Raw genomic sequence first — 17,653 nt, forward strand, 5'->3', positions numbered from 1 at the left:
GAGTGCCTTATGACGACCGACCGCCTTGATGCCCTTCTCCCCAAACTGCAGCAGTTGCGCGGTGCGTTGGCCCAGGCCGTGGTCGGCCAGCACGCGGTGGTCGAACAGCTGCTGATCGGCCTGCTGGCCGGCGGCCACTGCCTGCTCGAGGGCGCCCCCGGGCTGGGCAAGACCCTGCTGGTGCGCTCGCTAGGCCAGGCCTTGGAGCTGCAGTTCCGGCGCGTGCAGTTCACCCCGGATCTGATGCCCAGCGACATCCTCGGCACCGAACTGCTGGAAGAAGACCACGGCACCGGGCACCGCCACTTCCGGTTCCAGAAGGGCCCGATCTTCACCAACCTGCTGCTGGCCGACGAGCTCAACCGCACCCCGCCCAAGACCCAGGCCGCACTGCTGGAGGCGATGCAGGAGCGCACCGTCAGCTACGCCGGCACCACCTATGCGTTGCCGGCGCCGTTCTTCGTGCTGGCCACGCAGAACCCGATCGAACAGGCCGGCACCTACCCGCTGCCGGAGGCCCAGCTCGACCGCTTCCTGCTGCACGTGCGGGTGGATTACCCCACCGAACAGGAAGAGCGCGACATCCTGCTGCAGACCACCGGCAGCGCCAGTGGCAGCGTCCCCAAGGTGATGGAGGCTGACGAGGTCCTGGCGCTGCAGTCAGCCGTGCGCGAGGTCCACATCAGCGACGACGTACTCACCTGGATCACCCGCCTGGTGCGTGCCAGCCGCCCGGGCAGCGACGCACCGGCGGCGGTGAACCAGTGGATCAAGTGGGGCGCCGGCCCGCGTGCCGGGCAATCGCTGGTGCTGGCGGCCAAGGCGCGCGCGCTGCTGCAGGGCCGCTTCGCGGCCACCCGCGAGGACGTGCAGGCGCTGGCGGCACCGGTGATGCGTCACCGCCTGCTGCTGTCCTTCGCTGCCGAGGCCGAGCAGAAGAGCGCCGACGACGTGGTCGCCGCGCTGCTGCAGGCCGTGCCGTTCCCGGGTTGATCCGCACACCGTGAGCCGCAACGCACCGATCGCGATCCCCGCCGATGTCCGCAGCCGCCTGAAGGCGCTGCGGCTGCTGCCACGGCGTGCACGCGGCGCGCACGGCATCGGCCAGCACGCCAGCCGCAGCCGCGGCGCCGGGCTGGAGTTTGCGCAGTACCGCGCCTATGAGCCTGGCGATGAACTGCGCCAGATCGACTGGAAGCTCTACGCGCGCTCGGACCGCTTCTTCGTGCGTGAATCCGAACGCGAAAGCCCGATCACGGCCTGGGTGCTGATCGATGCGACCGCCTCGGCGCGCCAGAGCGACCGTGCGCGACCGGACTGGTCGCGCCTGGACCACCTCTGCGCCACCGCCGCCTGCCTGGTTGAACTGGCCCTGCAGCAAAGCGACCGCTTCGGCGTGATCGCCATCAGCGGCGAGGGCGTGCAACTGGTCCCCGCCGGGCACGGCCCGCGCCAGCGCGACCGCGTGCACCTGCTGCTGCGCCAGCTCCGGGCCAGCGGCACGTGGCCGCCGGTCACTTCCCTGGCCCCGGTCTGGGAGCGGGTGCAGGCCGGCGACCTGCTGGTCGCGCTGGGCGACGGTTTCGACGAGGGCGGCATCGTGCTGCTGGAGCGGCTGGCCGCCGCCCGCCGCGAGGTGCTGCACCTGCAGGTACTGACCGCCGAAGAGCGCGATTTCCCGTTCACCGACGGCCACCGTTTCCGCGATCCGGAAACCGGCGATGAGCTGCTGGGCGACGGCCGTGCGATCCGTGCCGAATACCTGGCCCGTTTCGATACCGCCCAGCGCGCGTTGCAGGCGCGATTGCAGAGCAGCGGCATCGTGCATGCCACCGGCTATCTCGACCAGCCGCTGGATCAGCCGCTGCGTGCGCTGCTCGGTGCCGGAGGCGGCGCGTGAGCCTGCTGTTTCCACTGGGGTTGCTGGCACTGGCGGCCTGGCTGGTCCCGCTGCTGATCCACCTGGCGCGTCGGCACCAGTACGCGCCACTCGACTTCGCCGCGCTGCGCTGGCTGCAGGCCCGGATCCGGCCGCGCCAGAAGATCCGCTTCGACGCGTGGCCGCTGCTGCTGGTGCGGCTGCTGCTGCTGGCTGCACTGGCCCTGTTGCTGGCGCGGCCGGTACTGCACGGTGGCGCCTCCGACATCCACCCGGTCACGGTGGTCGCCCCTGGTCTGGACGGTACGGCCCTGCGTGGCCAGGACGCGAAAGGAGATTGGCGCTGGCTGGCTCCGGGCTTCCCCGCACTGGCCGATGCCGCCCCGGCGACCGCTTCCGCGCTGTCCAGCCTGCTGCGTGAGCTGGACCAGACACTGCCTGCCGGCGCACCGCTGACGGTGTACGTGCCCGACCCGATGCCCGGACTGGATGGCGAGCGCCCGCGCCTGTCGCGTGCCGTGGATTGGCGGCCGGTGCCGTTGGCGCCGGCCAGCACGCGCACCGCCGCACCGCCGGTGCTGCAGGTCGGTGGCGAGATCGCAGAAGGCGAGCAGCGCGTGCTGGCCGCGCTGCAGCGTGCCTGGTCCAACCAGGCGTTGTCTCCTGCCCGCGGTGCCGGTACCGCCCCCGATGCCGGGCAGACCGGCGTGTGGCTCGCCGCTGCGCCGCTGCCTGCTGCCTGGCAGGCGTGGGTGCACCAGGGCGGCAGCGTACTGGTCGCGCCCGGTGCTGCGGAGGCCGGCTGGATGCCCATCCTGCGCGATGCAGAGGGTGCAGTGGTGCTGGAACAGCGGTCCGAAGGACAGGGTCGCCTGCTGCGCTTCGCGTCGCCGCTGACACCGACGGCCCTGCCGGTGCTGCGCGATCCCGGTTTCCCGCGCCAGTTGCTGGCCGTCCTCGCCGCACCCGCCCCGCCGACCCTCGCGGCGGCAGCGACACAGCAGCCGCTGCGCGGCGGCGCCACGCCGCTGCCCGCACCGCGCGAGCTGAGCCCCTGGCTGCTGGCGCTGATCGTGCTGCTGTTCGCGCTGGAACGGGCAATGGCGACCTCACCGCGCCGCGGAGCAGGCGCATGAACGCTGCCATCCAGCACGCCTGGCAGCGCGCGCGCCGGCGCCAGTGGTGGATCACCACCCTGCTCGCGGTGCCGGTCGCGTCGGCGATCAGCGCGGTGGCGTGGCGGCTGGCCGGCTTCAACGCGGCTACGGTGGTCCTGCTGTTGACGTTGCTGGTCAGCGCCGGCGTGGCGACCTGGCGCGCACGTGGTCTGGATCGCCAATGGCTGGTCCGCCGGTTGAACGACCATCCGGTCGCACAGGACAGTGCCGACCTGCTGTTTGCCCCACCGGCGGCATTGAACCCGTTGCAGCAGCGGCAGCGCACGCATGTCGCCGCCGCCCTGCAGGCGCGCATGCCCGAACTGCGGCCACGCTGGCCGCGCCGGTGGCTGCTGGCCTCGGTGATCACGTCGGTGGTGGTGATGGCGCTTGCGCTGGGCTGGCCGCGCGGCCCGTACGCGGCGCCCCTGTTGCCGGGCACGGCGGCACCGCTGGCCACAGCTGCGCAGCCCCCGCAGCTGCGTTCCGCCCGGCTGGAGATCACCGCCCCGGCCTACACCGGGCAGGCCGCGCGGGTGCAGAGCACGCTGGACGGCAAGGTCCCGCAGGACAGCCGCCTGCACTGGTCGCTGCGCTTCTCGGCGCAACCGCAGGCCGCTGCGCTCCAGTTCCACGATGGCCAGCGCATCGCGCTGCAACGCGATGGCGACCAATGGACCACGCAGTGGACCGCCACGCGTCCGGCGCTGTACCGCGTGATCACCGAGCCTGCCCTGCGCGACACCCGCCTGTACCGGCTCGATGTGGTGCCCGATCGCCCGCCCGTGGTGCGCGTGATCGCTCCGGACCGCAGTCTCGTGCTGGGGACGCCCGGCCAACGCCAGTGGCCGCTGCAGTTCGAGGCTACCGACGACTACGGCGTGGTCGCCACGGCACAGTTGAAGGTCACCCTGGCCCAGGGCAGCGGCGAGAACATCACCTTCCGCGAGCAGACCTTCAACCTCGCCGGCACCGGACCGGCGACGCAGCGGCGCTTCGCGCGCACGCTCGATCTCGCCGCGCTGGGCGCCACCGAAGGCAACGATGTGATCGCGCAGTTGACCGTGCGCGACACCCACACGCCCGGCGCGCAGAGCGCCCAGAGCAGCAGCGTGATCCTGCGCCTGCCCAGCGCAGCGGAGATCCAGGGCACCGACATGGAGGGCATGGTCAAGAAGACCCTGCCCGCGTATTTCCGCAGCCAGCGCCAGATCATCATCGACGCTGAAGCGCTGATCAAACAGCGTCGCCAGCTGCCGGCAGAGGAATTCGTGAAGCGTGCCGATGCGATCGGCGTGGACCAGCGGATCCTGCGCCTGCGCTATGGCCAGTTCCTCGGCGAGGAAAGCGAAGGCGGGGCCAAGCCACCGCCGACCAGCGATGCCCTGCCGACCAGTGACACACCGGCGGCCGCGCACGATGACGATCACGATCACGATGGCGACCATGCCAGGACCCAGGCGCAGGCCGGCCACGACGACCATGATCATGGCGCGCCGACCGATGGCAGCGCCCCGGTGTTCGGCAGCGCCACCGACGTGCTCTCCGAATACGGCCATACCCACGATCACGCCGAGGCCGCCACCCTGCTCGATCCCAAGACGCGCGCCACGCTGAAGGCGGCGCTCGATCAGATGTGGTCGTCGGAAGGCGAGCTGCGCCAGGGCCAGCCCGAGCGTGCCCTGCCCTACGCCTACAAGGCGCTGGGCTTCATCAAGGAAGTGCAGCAGGCCGAGCGCATCTACCTGGCACGGGTCGGCCCGGAACTGCCGCCGATCGACGAGAGCCGACGCATGAGCGGCGATCGCGCCGACCTGGCCAGCCGCACCTTGCCACTGCGTGCGCTGGAGGCACCCGACCAGGCCATCGTGCAGGTCTGGCAGCAGCTGGCCGATCCGGCCAGCGCGCCGGATCTGGATGCACTGACCCACTGGCTGCGACGCAATGAAGCGCGCCTGCCGGACCCGCTGAGCCTGGCCGCCGCCATCGAAACACTGCGCATCACCCCGGACTGCGCCAACTGCCATCAGGCCCTGCGCGCGCAGCTGTGGCGTGCGCTGCTGCGACCACTGCCGCAGGTCGCCCGGCGCAACGCCGCCGATGCCATGGGTCAGCGCTACCTGGATGCACTGGAGGCCACCCCGTGAGCGACCCGCGCTGGACCCTGATCGCGCTGTTCGCCGTGCTGCTGCTGAGCAGCGCGCGTCTGTGCTGGCAGCAATGGCGTGGACCGGCGCGGGCACCCGGTGTGTTCGCCAGCCTGCTGGTGTTGCAGGCCGTGGCGACCGTGCTGCTCTACCTGACCCTGGTGCCACCGATGCAGCGCGTGGCCGGTGGCCAGCTGACCGTGCTGACTGGCGCGGCCGATCAGGTGCGCTGGTCAGCGGCGCCGGGCGAAACCGTGGTCGCACTGCCGGAAGCGACGAAAGCAGCAGACGCCCTCGCCGCACCCGACCTGGCCACCGTGTTGCGCCAGCATCCCGGTCCCACCTCCCTTCGGTTGATCGGCGATGGCCTGTCGGCCCGCGATCGCGATGCCGCGCTGCCCCGTGGCGTGCGTATCGAATGGCCCAGCGCACCACAGGGCTGGATCGCACTGCAGCCGCCACCGGTTGCTGCGCCCGGTGCGGTGTTCACCGTCAACGCGCGTGCGCAGGGCGTGCCGAATGCACGCGCCGAGCTGGTGGACCCGGCCGGGCTGGTGGTTGACCGCGCAATGCCCGGGGCCGATGGTCGCGTGCAGCTTGATGGTGTCGCGCGCGTGCCGGGGCAGAGCACGTTCCGTCTGCGCCTGCTGGATGCCGGGCAGCACGTGGTCGATACGCTGGAGGTACCGGTGGACACTGTGGGCGCGGCAGCGCCGCGGCTGCTGATCCTCGCCGGTGCGCCGGGGCCCGAGTTGAAGTACCTGCGTCGCTGGGCGACCGATGCGGGGCTGGCCGTACAAGCGCACGCCCATGCCGGCGGTGGGGTGTCGCTCGGCGATGCGCCGGTCGCGCTCACCGCGGCGACGCTGGCGGCGACGGATGCCGTGCTGCTCGATGAGCGCAGCCTGGGCACCCTGTCCGCTGCCCAGCGCAGCACGCTGCAGCAGGCGGTCCGTAGCGGGCTGGGCGTTCTCGTCCGCACCGGTGGCCCGCTTGGCGACAGCGCGCGCCAGACGCTGCGCCGCTGGGGACTGTCCGTCACCGGCGGCAACCAGGCCGCGCCCCTGTCACTGCCGGCCGATGCCGATGCCGCGTTGCTGCAGGCGCGTCGTGGCCCGCAACGACCTGCAGCGGACACCACCACCTACATCGACGAAGCCGACATGGCCTCGCACCAGGCCGCGCTGCCGGTGCTGGAGCGACTGGGTGTGACGGTCAACGACGCGACACCGCTGCTGCACGATGACAAGGGCAACGCGATCGGCGGCTATCGCCCGCTGGGCCGGGGCCGTGTTGCGCTGCTGCCGGTCACCGACAGCTATCGACTGGTGCTGGCCGGTCGCGACGATCGCCACGCCGAGCTGTGGAGCGGCGTGCTGGCCAGCGTGGCCCGCCCGATTGCTGCCGCGCAGGCGCCCCGGATCGACGCGGTCACCCCATGGGCGGGCGAGCGTATGGCGCTGTGCCAGCTGCAGGAGGCCGCGCAGGTGCGCGCACCGGATGGCGCGCACATTCCCCTGCGGATCGATCCAGCCAGCGGTGCCGAGCGGTGCGCCGGCTATTGGCCCGACCAGGCTGGCTGGCATCAGCTGCAGCAGGGTGAGCGCAGCCAGGCGTTCTACGTATTCGATCCGGCCAAGGCACGCCCGCTGCATCGCCAGCAGCTGCGCGACGCGACCGCGCAGCGCCTGGCGGCGGGCGCCGCCACGACGTCGGCCGGGGTGATCGAAACGCCGGGGGCCCGTTGGCCGTGGTTGCTGGGCTTCGTGCTTGCCGCCGGGCTGCTGTGGTGGATGGAGCGGCGGCGGGGGGCGAGGCCCGCTTGACGCGCGACGGAGCGATACTGCCCTGCCAGATCAGCGCGCCGGCGGCGCCGGGCATCCCCCCTGCTGCACACACACTTCCTGTGCCCGGCGCTGCTCGTCGTCGGTCAACTCCGGCGGTGGGCGGGCGCTCGCGGACTGGATCTGGTCGGGTCCGCCGGTGAGCTTGTTCACCCCCTGCGCCGCGGCGGCCAGCCCCTTGTTGATGCCCATCATCAGATAGCCACCGCTCATGCTGACCTGCTCGGGCGAGGGGGGTTCGCTCCAGGTGCGGCTGAACCGGTTCGGCTGCACCTGCACCGGATTCTTGAAACGGTACAGATCCAGCGGCTCGTCGTCGGGCTTGAGCGCACGCACCTCGCCCAGCGTGGTGACATCCCCCTGCGTCGGCGCAGGCGGCGGCTCCACGGCGTCGGGTGGCGCCACCTGCTGTGCCTGCACGGCAGCGGCCAGCACCAGGCCGGCCAGCAACGCTGCACCTTGATCTCCACGTAATGCCACAGCGACTCCATCCATGTTGGTTGCGGGCTGGCCTCAAAGCATACGGAGGCCGGCGTCAGGTTTCGTTGATGGCACCTGTCCGGCCGGCGCGGCGGGCACTGAACCATTCACCGGGCCGCATCGCGATGTCTCAGACATTGAGACGCGGTCATGTTTCCATAGCGTCCTTTGCAGACCGTTGTGACCATGGCTTACGAACTCGCCAAGCGGACCGAGGACGCCGAACGCCGCCTCGCCACCACCGATGGGCTGCCCTCGCGCGATGGTGCGCTGCTGACCGCACGCCTGCAGCGCCGCTACAACGACCGCATCACCGGCAGCTTCACGATTCCCGCCCGCGAGGGCCAGTACGCGCCGATCCCGGCCGATGTGCCCGCCGCGCTGGTCAATGCGCTGAAGGCGCGCGGCATCGAGCAGCTTTACAGCCACCAGGCGCAGGCCTGGGAGGCCAGCCAGCGCGGCGAGCACGTGGCCATCGTCACCCCCACCGCCAGCGGCAAGTCGCTGTGCTACACCCTGCCCGTGGTCAGCGCCGCGATGCAGGGCAAGGCCAAGGCGCTGTACCTTTTCCCGACCAAGGCGCTGGCCCAGGATCAGGTGGCCGAGTTGCTGGAGCTCAACCGCGCCGGCGACCTGGGCGTGAAAGCCTTCACCTTCGATGGCGATACGCCAGGCGATGCGCGCCAGGCGATCCGCCTGCACGGCGACATCGTGGTCTCCAACCCGGACATGCTGCACCAGGCGATCCTGCCGCATCACACCAAATGGGCGCAGTTCTTCGAGAACCTGCGCTATGTGGTGATCGATGAGGTGCACACCTACCGCGGCGTGTTCGGCAGCCACGTTACCAACGTGCTGCGCCGGCTCAAGCGGATCTGCGCGTTCTACGGGGTGGAGCCGCAGTTCATCCTGTGCTCGGCGACCATCGGCAATCCGCAGGCGCATGCCGAGGCATTGATTGAAGCGCCGGTCACCGCGATCACCGAATCCGGTGCGCCCAGCGGGCCCAAGCACGTGCTGCTGTGGAACCCGCCGGTGGTCAACGCCGATCTCGGCCTGCGTGCGTCCGCCCGCTCGCAGAGCAACCGCATTGCCCGCATCGCGATCAAATCCGGCCTGAAGACGCTGATCTTCGCGCAGAGCCGGTTGATGGTCGAAGTGCTGACAAAGTACCTCAAGGACATCTTCGACCACGACCCGCGCAAGCCGGCCCGCATCCGCGCTTACCGCGGCGGCTACCTGCCAACCGAACGGCGCGAAACCGAGCGGGCGATGCGCGCCGGGCACATCGACGGCATCGTCAGCACCTCGGCGCTGGAGCTGGGCGTGGATATCGGCAGCCTGGACGTGGTCATCCTCAACGGCTATCCGGGCAGCGTCGCCGCGACCTGGCAGCGCTTTGGCCGCGCCGGTCGTCGCCAGCAGCCCGCGCTGGGGGTGATGGTGGCCAGCTCGCAGCCGCTGGACCAGTACGTGGTGCGGCATCCGGACTTCTTCGCCGAGGCCTCGCCCGAGCATGCGCGCATCGCACCGGACCAGCCGCTGATCCTGTTCGACCACATCCGCTGCGCCGCCTTCGAGCTGCCCTTCCTGGCCGGCGATCCGTTCGGGCCGATCGACCCGCTGGTGTTCCTCGAAGCGCTGGCCGAAACCGAGGTCGTGCATCGCGAGGGCGACCGCTGGGAGTGGATCGCCGACAGCTACCCGGCCAACGCGGTCAGCCTGCGCTCGGTCGCCGACGGCAACTTCGTGGTGGTGGACCGCAGCGACGGCAAGCAGCAGATCATCGCCGAGGTGGATTACTCCGCCGCCGCGCTGACGCTGTACGAAGGTGCCATCCACATGGTGCAGTCCACGCCCTACCAGGTGGAGCGGCTGGACTGGGAAGGCCGCAAGGCCTATGTCACGCGTACCCACGTGGACTACTACACCGACAGCATCGACTTCACCAAGCTCAAGGTGCTGGACCGCTTCGATGGCTGCATTGCCGGGCGCGGCGATTCGCACCACGGCGAAGTGCACGTGGTGCGCCGCGTGGCCGGCTACAAGAAGATCCGCTACTACACCCATGAAAACATCGGCTACGGCCCGGTCAACCTGCCCGACCAGGAGCTGCACACCACGGCGGTGTGGTGGCAGTTGCCGCAGGCGCTGCTGCTGACCGCGTTCGACAGCAAGCAGGAAGCGCTGGACGGCTTCCTCGGCGCGGCCTACGCGCTGCACATCGTCGCCACGGTGGCGGTGATGGCCGATGCGCGCGACCTGCAGAAGGCGGTCGGCAATGGCGATGGCGCGTGGTTCGCGGTGGCCGACCAGAGTGGCCGCGGGCAGCTGCGGGGCGCCGAGTTCGATGCCAGCGCGATCGAGCTGCAGCAGCAGTTCGTGCCGACGGTGTATCTGTACGACAACTTCCCCGGCGGTGTGGGCCTGAGCGAGCCGCTGTGGCTGCGCCAGGCGGAGCTGCTGCTGCGCGCGCGCGAGCTGGTGCAGGGCTGCGACTGCAAGGCCGGCTGCCCCGCCTGCGTGGGGCCGGTCCTGGCCGGCCAGGAAGACGATGCCACCACGCCCAAGGCACTGGCCCTGAAGGTGCTGGCGCTGTTCGACAGCGCGGCGTTGCCGTCTGCCGCCGAGCGTGAGCGCCAGAGCGCCGAGATGGTCGCCCCGTGAGCCTGAGCCTGGACAAGCTGCGCCTGCTGCGCCGGCAGGCCGGTGATGCAACGCCCGCGCCGGCCCGTGATCCGTCCATCGCCACTGCGGGCCGATCCGATGCGGGTGACACCATCGCTACCGGCGGCGCCGCCCCCGCGCCCCTCCCGGCCGCCGCCAACGACGCGCGCGCGCGCACGCCCGCGCCCGCCTCCGTGTTCGGCTGGGTGGAGCAGGAAATCCGCCACAAGCCCACCGGTGAGGCCGCACGCCATACCGCACCGGCAGCGCCTGCCCTCCCGGCGCCCGCGCTGCGCAAGCCCGAGATCGGTGGCCTGCGCCGGCTGCTCGGCCTGCGCGAGCGGAGCCTCAGCACCGCCCACCCGCGTGAGGACGCCAAGGACCGCCATGTACCGGGCGAGGAGATCGCGCCGGGCCTGTTCCTGATCGAGTCGTTCGTCGCCCAGGCCATTCCCACCGAGCCCTTGTCGCTCGCCTTCGCCAAGCGCGAGGGCGAACAGGTGCAGCCACAGGACCTGCTGTTCTTCGATACCGAAACCACTGGCTTGGCCGGCGGTACCGGCACCCGCGCCTTCATGATCGGCGCCGCGGACTGGCACGCCCATCCCGAGCGCGGCGATGGCCTGCGCATCCGCCAGCTGCTGATGACCACGATGGCCGCCGAAACCGCGATGCTGCGCGAGTTCGCCGGGTGGCTGCGGCCGAGCACGGTGTTCTCCAGCTACAACGGCCGCTGCTACGACGCCCCGCTGCTCAAGACCCGCTACCGTTTGGCGCGGCAGCGCTGCCCGATCACCCCGCTGGATCACGTCGACCTGCTGTTCCCGACCCGCCGCCGCTATCGCGGTACCTGGGAAAACTGCCGGCTGGCCACGATCGAACGCCAGCTGCTGCAGATCGTGCGCGAAGACGACCTGCCCGGCTCGGAAGCCCCGGCGGCGTGGTTGAACTACCTGCGCGGCGGCAGCGCGGTGAACCTGCGCCGCGTGGCCGAGCACAACCACCAGGACGTGGTGACCCTGGCGCTGTTGATGCGACGGCTGGTGGCCGAGGAACAGCGTGACCGGGAGACGTTGGCGCTGCAGGCCATTGACGCGGTGTAAAGGCCGGCCCACGGACACTGCGGGTCCTTACCGTGGGAGGACCACCACATGCGTCTGAACCTTCTGTTCGCCCTGGGCTGCGCCCTGCCGCTGGCCGCGTGCAGCCATCCCGGCAAGACGGCCGCGACGCCGGCTGACAGCCCCACCTCCACCGCGCCGCCCGCGGTGGCCGGCAGCGCCTCCCAATGCGACCCGGAAAAACTCACCGGCCTGACCGGGCAGACCGCCACCGAGGCGGTGATCCAGAAAGCGGTGAAGGACAGCGGTGCGCGCAACGCCCGCGTGCTCAAGCCGGGCATGGCGATGACGATGGATTTCCGCGAAGACCGGCTCAGCATCGAAGTGGACGCGCAGAACAGGATCGTGCGCGCCAACTGCGGGTGACCGGCTGAACCCTGCCGCGTGCTGCGACTGAAGGCGGCGGCCCGCCATCATCTGCGGGCCGCCGTGCCAGGCAGGCGGGGTCAGTCGCGCAGGCGCTCGGCCTTGCCGCTGGCCAGCGCCTGATCGATGGCCGTGCGGACCTCGCGCACGGCGCGGGCCGAGGCCAGGCTCTGCTGCTGCGCCAGACGCGCCTGTTCGCGGCCCAGTTGCGCCTGCTCGCGTGCCACCAGGGTGATCTGGCGGGCATCCACCGCCTTGGCTGTGGCGACGCGCGCCTGGCGTGCTGCCTGGCTGGCGCTGGCTGACGCCGCACCCGCCTGCCGAGCGGCCTGGTTGGCCTCGGCGGCCGCATCCAGGCCGGCCTGGCGGGTGACGTGATCGGCTACCGCCTCGACATCCACCGCCGCCAGAGCATCTGCGGTGACCTGCATCGAGACGTTGGCCAACTGCTGCCCGATCACGGCTTGGCGGTCGCCCAGTTCAGCCTGTGCGTTGCCCAGCGCGGCCACGTCGGATTGGCTGCGGCTGAGCTGGCTGAGCACGGCAGGATCGCGGATCAGATAGCGCGCCTGGCCACGGCGTACCCACAGCGCCGGCGCGCTGCCGCCCACGTCGCGTCGGGCCTGCTTGAGGTCGGCGACGGACGCATCGACGAAGTTGTCGTCGCCGCCCATCAGCACGAAGGCCTGCGCGGGCTGCCGGCTGATGTCGAGCCGGCCGTGGGTGACGTAGGACATGCCGTCGTCCAGATCCTTCGGCGGCTCCGGCGCACGGGGTGCGGCAGGCGCGGCCGGCGGTTCCGGGGCCGACAGCGGTTCCGGCGCGGGAGCAGGCTCAGGCGCGGGCAGCGCCGCAGGGGCCGGTCGCGGTGCCGGTGCCGGCAGCGCTGCCGGCGGGGTGGGTGCGCTGGGCGCGATCGGTGCCTGGGGTGCGGCCGGCGGCGGCGGCGGCGCAGCCACCAGACGCAGCGGCGCCACGCCGACCACCACGAACAACGCAGTGATCGCCAACGAAACCACGCGCGGCACGTTGCGGGTCTGCTGCAGGGTCACCAGGCGGCGCTTGAGACTGCGCAGGTTGGGCGAGGCGCTGGCCACGCCCACCGCAGGACGCGGCGCGACACCGAGCTGCACCAGCAGGCGGCCATAGTCATGGCGGCAATGGCCATGCCCGGCCACGACGGCGCCATCGCAGGCTTCTTCGCGGGCCAGCGCGTACTCGCGGGCTGCCACGTGCACCAGCGGGTGGAAGAAGAACAGATGCTGCGACACCGCCGGCAGCAGGCCCCACCACAGGTCACGGCGCTGCAGATGGATCAGCTCATGGGTCAGCGCCATGTCCAGGTCGTCGGCCGACATCGCCGGCAGCTCGCGCGCTGGCAACAGCAGCACCGGCCGCCAGGGGCCGATCAACTGCGGCGAGCGGATCTGCGCGGAGAGCTTCAGGCGCGGCGCACGGCGCAGGCCGTGGGCTTCGGCAGCCAACTGCAATGCCTGCTGCAGCCCGGCGTCGGTGCACTCGGTGGCGCTGCGCACCAGCGCGCGGCTGGCGCGGTAGCCCCGCAGGCTGTGCGCCACCATCAACAGCACGCCGGCGGCCCACAAGGCCAGCAGCAGCGAGGGCCAGGACCACGCCATCGTCGCCGTCTCGACCGCGGCCGGCGCGTAGGCGACCGGGGCCGCCTGCACGGCGGCATCGAACGCGGGCAACGCCACCGCGGGTGCCGTCATGGTGGCGGGTGCGGGCAGCACGGCCAACTCCAGCGGGCTGCTCCACACCAGGCCCAGTACCGCCTGTGCGGCCACCAGCCACCACAGGCGGCAGCGGGTGGCTGCCGGCAGCTGCGGCAGCAGGCGGCACACGCCCCACACCAGCGCCACCAGCACCGCGCTCTGCACGCTGGTCCAGCCCAGCCGCATCAACAGCTCACTCATCATCGTGTCCATGGCTCAGCCCTCCCGCTTGCGTGACTGCAACTGTGCGACCAGCGCTTCCAGCTCGGCCAGTTCCTGATCGCTGACATCCACCTTGTGCGACATGAAGGCAACGAACGGCGAGACCGAGCCCTGCAGCGTCTTCTCCACGAAGCTGGCCACGGCGCCCTGCACCACGCTGTCCTGGCCACTGGTGGTGGCATAGCGGTACACGCCGTCCACCTGCTTGCGGCTCAGGTACGACTTGGCGCGCAGGCGCTCCATCATGGTCAGCACAGTCGAGCGTGCCAGCCCGCGCGGCTCCCCGAAGCCGGTGGCGACCTCCCCGACACTGGGGCGGTCCTGTTCCGCGATGTACTGCAGCAGGGCCAGTTCCTGGTCCCCGATGGTCTTGCCGCGCATGGCGCACTCCCTATGACTACACGTGTCGCTACCGTGCCAGTGACTACAGGTGTCGTCAAGTGCCGGATGGCGCGCGCCGACGAACGGTCGTTCGGGAGTGATGTCTCCCGCGCGGGGCGTTAAACCTTTCCGCCTGGGGAGACGGCTGGGCGGTATTGCAGGGAGCCCCGCAACGCCAGGTGGCCGGCATGGGCGGCGCGCGCTCGGCGTTCATTGTCTACCCCGACCAGGGGCTGGCCATCGTGGTGCTGACCAACCTGGTCGGGGCCAACCCGCAGAACTTCATTCCGCAGATCGCCGCGTTCTATGGCGCGGGTGCGCCGGTGCCGACGGTCAGCCGCGCGGCCCGCCCATCACCGGCAGGATCACGCCGCTGATGTAACTCGCGGTGATCGGCGAGGCGAGGAACACGTACGCCGGCGAGAGCTCTTCCGGCTGCGCCGGTCGGCCCATGTCGCTGTCCTGGCCGAACTCGGCCACGTCCGGCGCCTTCTTGTCGGCGGGATTCAGCGGGGTCCAGACCGGGCCGGGCGCAACCGCATTGACGCGGATGCCGCGCGGCAGCAGCTGGCTGGCCAGCGCCTTGGTGAAGGCATGGATCGCGCCCTTGGTCGCCGAATAGTCCACCAGCGACTTGCTGCCGAACAGGCCGGTCTCCGAGCCGCTGTTGATGATGCAGGCGCCTTCGCCCAGGTGCGGCAGCACCGCGCGCGCCATCTGGATGTAACCGCCGATGTTGGTCTGCAGGGTTTCCTGCAGGTGCTCGTCCTCAAGGTCTTCAAGGCGGTCGCAATGCAGCTGGAAGGCGGCGTTGTTGACCAGGATGTCCACCCCACCGAACGCCTTGACCACCTGCTTGACCGCCTTGTTGCAGAACGCCGGGTCGCGCACGTCGCCGGCGATCACCAGGCAGCGGGCGCCTTCTTTCTCGACGTGCTCGCGGGTGATCCTGGCGTCCTTCTTTTCATCCAGATGCAGCACGGCGACATCGGCGCCTTCGCGGGCGAACAGCACGGCCACCGCGCGGCCGATGCCGGAATCGGCGCCGGTGATGATGGCGCGCTTGCCCTTGAGCTTGCCGCTGCCTTGGTAATCCGGCGCGAGGAAGCGCGGGGCCAGCTGCATCGCGTGTTCGTTGCCGGGTTTGGCCAACTGTTCGGCAGGCATCTTCTCCGGCTGGCGGCGCGGGCCTGCCTGGGTCGCCTTCTTGGTCGTGGATTTGGCGGCCTTCTTCGCCGCCCGCGCGTCCTTGGCCTTTTCCTGGTCCTGCAGACGGCGCTGGCGGGCCGCCACGCGCGCAGCGCGAGGATCGGTGGCGCCGGCCTTGCGGGTCGCGGTTTTGACGACCGGGGTGCGGGTGCGCGGTTCGGCCGCGGTCGCGGCTGCTTCGGCCGGGCGCGGGCGCTTGCGGGAGGGGGGGGTCTTGGTGGTCTTACGGGTTTTGGCCGTGGCCATGCTCGACTCCTGTTGCCGGATCAGATGCGTGGATCAAACTCGAATGCGCGCCGTGTCGGGGATCCCGTGTCGGCAGTGCGCACCTCCACTATGGTCAACCGGGCGGCCAGGCACGGTGAATGGAGCGTGCCCACACCGTGTAGAGGATTCATCCGCTGCATACGGGCGCCGATGCACCCTGAGCGCAATTCCCATGGAGTGCGTCGCATGCTTCGTTACCTGTCCGCGGCTGTGGCCGTCCTCGCTCTGTCCGCCTGCAGCAGCGCCCCCGTCGCGCAGGTCCAGCCGATCGACGGCGTCATTTCCGGCCAGTGCCATATCGACAAGGTCCGCGGTGCGACCGGGCTGGCGGCGTCGGCGGCAACCGTCGAAAGGGCGCGCGTGGACAGCGACAGCCTGGAAGTGATCGTGCTGCGCGGTCAGCGCCTGGAAAGCGGCCCGACCGCCAGCGGCGCGGTGCCATCCACCACCGGTGCGGAAAGCGGTGGCGAGCGGCTGACCATCGAAACCGGCAATACCAACAACATCACCGCGATCTATTGCGGCTGATCGCTACGCTCATCCCGCGCGGGCACGCCGGACGGTGCGCCGCGCGGCTTTGAGTACTTTCAGCGTGGCCAGCTCCCACTGGCGCTCGCCACGCAGGCCGGCAAGGGCCTTCAATGAGCCGGCCCGCCAGCCATCGAATACGCAAGGATCGATATACGCCTTGCGGCACACCGATGGGGTGTTGCCCAGCAGGTTGGCGACCTCGCATACCACCTGTTTCTGCAATGCTGCCAGCGCGCGCTCACTGGAGGGTTCGGGCAGCTCGGTCACGGCAAGCTGACGGATCGCCTCCAGCGTGCCGCCCCAGGTGCGGAAGTCCTTGGCGCTGAAATCCTCGCCCATCGCATCGTGCAGATAGTCGTTCACCATGCCCGAGTCCACCGGTTGGACCGCGCCATCGTCATCGCGATACTGGAACAGCGCCTGCCCAGGCAGCTGCTGGCAGCCACGGATCAGCTTGACCAGTTCACGATCATCCACATCCACCTCATGCGCCTGCCCGGACTTGCCCCGGAAGCGCATCTGCGCCCGGCCGCCCTTGACCAGCGCGAGGTGGCGGTTGCGTAGCGTGGTCAGCCCGTAAGAGCGGTTGTCACGTGCATAGACTTCATTGCCAACGCGCACCAGCGTCTGTGCCAGCAGCGCCACCACGATCGCCAGCACCTTGTCGCGTGGGAAGCCGGGCAGCTTCAGATCGCGGCGCAGGCGCCGGCGCAGCGTGGGCAGGGCGGTACCAAAGGCAATGATGCGATCGAACTTGCCATCGCCCCTCACCCGTGCCCAATCAGCGTGGTAACGGTACTGCTTGCGCCCTCGTGCATCGCGGCCGGTGGCCTGCAGATGGCCGTTGGGCAGCGCGCAGATCCACACGTCGGTGTAGGCCGGCGGAATGGCCAGCGCGCGGATCCGGGCCAAGGTGGCCGCATCGCGCACCGCCGCGCCGTCGGCATCGCGGTAGGCGAAGCCCTTGCCGGCCTTGCGGCGGGCGATGCCGGGCAGTTCATCGCTGACGTAACGCAGGCCGGCCTGGCGGGCAGCGGCGGCTTCGGGGGTGACGGTGCGGCTCGGGCTCATGGACGCGACGCGGATCAGGGAAGCGCAGTGTCGCCGCTGCCGGTGCGGCACCGCGTCAATAACGCAACACAAACACCTCACACCGCGCTTGGCGATATCCTCCCCGGTTTACTGGCTCGCTTCCTGGAGTACCGATGTCGTCCTTGTCGTTCCGCCGCCTGCGGCGTTCTTTCGGGCTGATGGCCCTGTTCCCCGCCCTGTTGGTCCTCGGTGCCTGCAGCGCACCGCCCATGGACGAACAGGAAGCGGTCGCCACCGATGCACAGAAGGCCGCCGAAGCGGCTGCCGCGCCGACCGACGAAGCCGGCAAAGCCACCGAAGCCCCGCCGGTCGGCAACTGCGATGCCACCCAGGTGCAGAGCCTGGTCGGCCAGCCCTACACCGACGAGATCGGCAGCCAGGCCCAGCAGGATGCCGGTGCCAGCAGCCTGCGCGTACTCAAGCCCAACGACATGACCACGATGGAGTTCATCGGCGAGCGCTTGAACGTGGAAGTGGATGCCAAGAACGTCGTGGCCGGCGTCCGTTGCGGCTGAACAGGCGCTGCGGAAACCCCTGAAACACAAGGGTTTGGTTGC

16 protein-coding genes are annotated in these 17,653 nt (G+C 70.4%); 11 read left to right on the top strand and 5 right to left on the bottom strand.

The genetic code is table 11. The annotated features are described in order from the left end of the window. Positions 1–9 precede the first annotated feature (9 nt). From PV764_RS18110 to PV764_RS18130, 5 genes are read left to right on the top strand one after another with little or no spacing between them, the layout of a single operon-like run. Complete coding sequence (locus PV764_RS18110; protein WP_070426348.1) at positions 10–993, top strand: AAA family ATPase; 984 nt, start codon at positions 10–12, stop codon at positions 991–993. A gap of 10 nt (positions 994–1,003) precedes the next feature. Then, a complete protein-coding gene (locus PV764_RS18115) occupies positions 1,004–1,900 on the top strand; it encodes a DUF58 domain-containing protein (protein WP_399619693.1) in 897 nt (298 codons plus the stop codon). Beyond that, the gene (locus PV764_RS18120; protein WP_421117221.1) at positions 1,897–3,015 is read left to right on the top strand and encodes a BatA domain-containing protein; all 1,119 of its coding nucleotides are present in this window, start codon (positions 1,897–1,899) and stop codon (positions 3,013–3,015) included. The genes PV764_RS18115 and PV764_RS18120 overlap by 4 nt, the downstream gene beginning before the upstream one ends. After that, positions 3,012–5,183 carry a hypothetical protein gene (locus tag PV764_RS18125; protein ID WP_421117222.1) on the top strand — a complete coding sequence of 724 codons (2,172 nt, stop codon included), beginning with the start codon at positions 3,012–3,014 and terminating at the stop codon, positions 5,181–5,183. The genes PV764_RS18120 and PV764_RS18125 overlap by 4 nt, the downstream gene beginning before the upstream one ends. After that, positions 5,180–7,009: a hypothetical protein gene (locus PV764_RS18130; protein WP_421117223.1), complete on the top strand. Its 1,830-nt coding sequence runs from the start codon at positions 5,180–5,182 to the stop codon at positions 7,007–7,009. Before PV764_RS18125 ends, PV764_RS18130 begins: the two co-directional genes overlap by 4 nt. Before the next feature lie 30 nt (positions 7,010–7,039). Here PV764_RS18130 and PV764_RS18135 read toward each other — a convergent pair whose 3' ends face one another. Further along, positions 7,040–7,522 carry a hypothetical protein gene (locus tag PV764_RS18135; RefSeq protein WP_421117224.1) on the bottom strand — a complete coding sequence of 161 codons (483 nt, stop codon included), beginning with the start codon at positions 7,520–7,522 and terminating at the stop codon, positions 7,040–7,042. 171 nt (positions 7,523–7,693) lie between these two features. On the opposite strand from PV764_RS18135, the gene PV764_RS18140 reads away from it, so the two are divergent. From PV764_RS18140 to PV764_RS18150, 3 genes are read left to right on the top strand one after another with little or no spacing between them, the layout of a single operon-like run. Beyond that, positions 7,694–10,174, top strand: a complete 2,481-nt coding sequence (locus PV764_RS18140) for a DEAD/DEAH box helicase (protein ID WP_026070064.1) — start codon at positions 7,694–7,696, stop codon at positions 10,172–10,174. Next, positions 10,171–11,277 carry a ribonuclease H-like domain-containing protein gene (locus PV764_RS18145; protein ID WP_019184940.1) on the top strand — a complete coding sequence of 369 codons (1,107 nt, stop codon included), beginning with the start codon at positions 10,171–10,173 and terminating at the stop codon, positions 11,275–11,277. The genes PV764_RS18140 and PV764_RS18145 overlap by 4 nt, the downstream gene beginning before the upstream one ends. A 48-nt stretch (positions 11,278–11,325) precedes the next feature. Further along, positions 11,326–11,661 (top strand): I78 family peptidase inhibitor, encoded by a 336-nt coding sequence (locus PV764_RS18150; protein ID WP_019184941.1) that lies wholly within the window; start codon positions 11,326–11,328, stop codon positions 11,659–11,661. An 80-nt stretch (positions 11,662–11,741) separates the two neighbouring features. Here PV764_RS18150 and PV764_RS18155 read toward each other — a convergent pair whose 3' ends face one another. Beyond that, positions 11,742–13,595 carry a M56 family metallopeptidase gene (locus tag PV764_RS18155; protein WP_421117225.1) on the bottom strand — a complete coding sequence of 618 codons (1,854 nt, stop codon included), beginning with the start codon at positions 13,593–13,595 and terminating at the stop codon, positions 11,742–11,744. Positions 13,596–13,610: 15 nt separating this feature from the next. After that, positions 13,611–13,997 (bottom strand): BlaI/MecI/CopY family transcriptional regulator, encoded by a 387-nt coding sequence (locus tag PV764_RS18160; RefSeq protein ID WP_019184134.1) that lies wholly within the window; start codon positions 13,995–13,997, stop codon positions 13,611–13,613. 155 nt (positions 13,998–14,152) lie between these two features. On the opposite strand from PV764_RS18160, the gene PV764_RS18165 reads away from it, so the two are divergent. Beyond that, a complete protein-coding gene (locus PV764_RS18165; protein ID WP_421117226.1) occupies positions 14,153–14,374 on the top strand; it encodes a hypothetical protein in 222 nt (73 codons plus the stop codon). On the opposite strand, the gene PV764_RS18170 is transcribed toward PV764_RS18165, so the two are convergent. Continuing rightward, positions 14,331–15,452, bottom strand: coding sequence for an SDR family oxidoreductase (locus tag PV764_RS18170; protein WP_421117227.1), 1,122 nt, complete (start codon positions 15,450–15,452; stop codon positions 14,331–14,333). The two genes, PV764_RS18165 and PV764_RS18170, sit on opposite strands and share 44 nt — an antisense overlap. A 207-nt stretch (positions 15,453–15,659) precedes the next feature. On the opposite strand from PV764_RS18170, the gene PV764_RS18175 reads away from it, so the two are divergent. Beyond that, positions 15,660–16,001, top strand: coding sequence for a hypothetical protein (locus PV764_RS18175; protein ID WP_421117228.1), 342 nt, complete (start codon positions 15,660–15,662; stop codon positions 15,999–16,001). 9 nt (positions 16,002–16,010) lie between these two features. Here the strand turns inward: PV764_RS18175 and PV764_RS18180 are convergent, their stop codons facing one another. Beyond that, positions 16,011–17,075, bottom strand: coding sequence for a DNA topoisomerase IB (locus PV764_RS18180; RefSeq protein ID WP_019184130.1), 1,065 nt, complete (start codon positions 17,073–17,075; stop codon positions 16,011–16,013). Between the two features lie 179 nt (positions 17,076–17,254). Here PV764_RS18180 and PV764_RS18185 point away from each other — a divergent pair, with 179 nt between their 5' ends. Next, complete coding sequence (locus PV764_RS18185; RefSeq protein ID WP_235319035.1) at positions 17,255–17,611, top strand: I78 family peptidase inhibitor; 357 nt, start codon at positions 17,255–17,257, stop codon at positions 17,609–17,611. The last annotated feature ends 42 nt before the right edge of the window (positions 17,612–17,653 follow it).

Origin of the sequence: Stenotrophomonas sp. AS1, from assembly GCF_048957655.1 — a bacterium.
In the GTDB taxonomy this organism is placed as follows: Bacteria; Pseudomonadota; Gammaproteobacteria; order Xanthomonadales; family Xanthomonadaceae; genus Stenotrophomonas; species Stenotrophomonas bentonitica_A.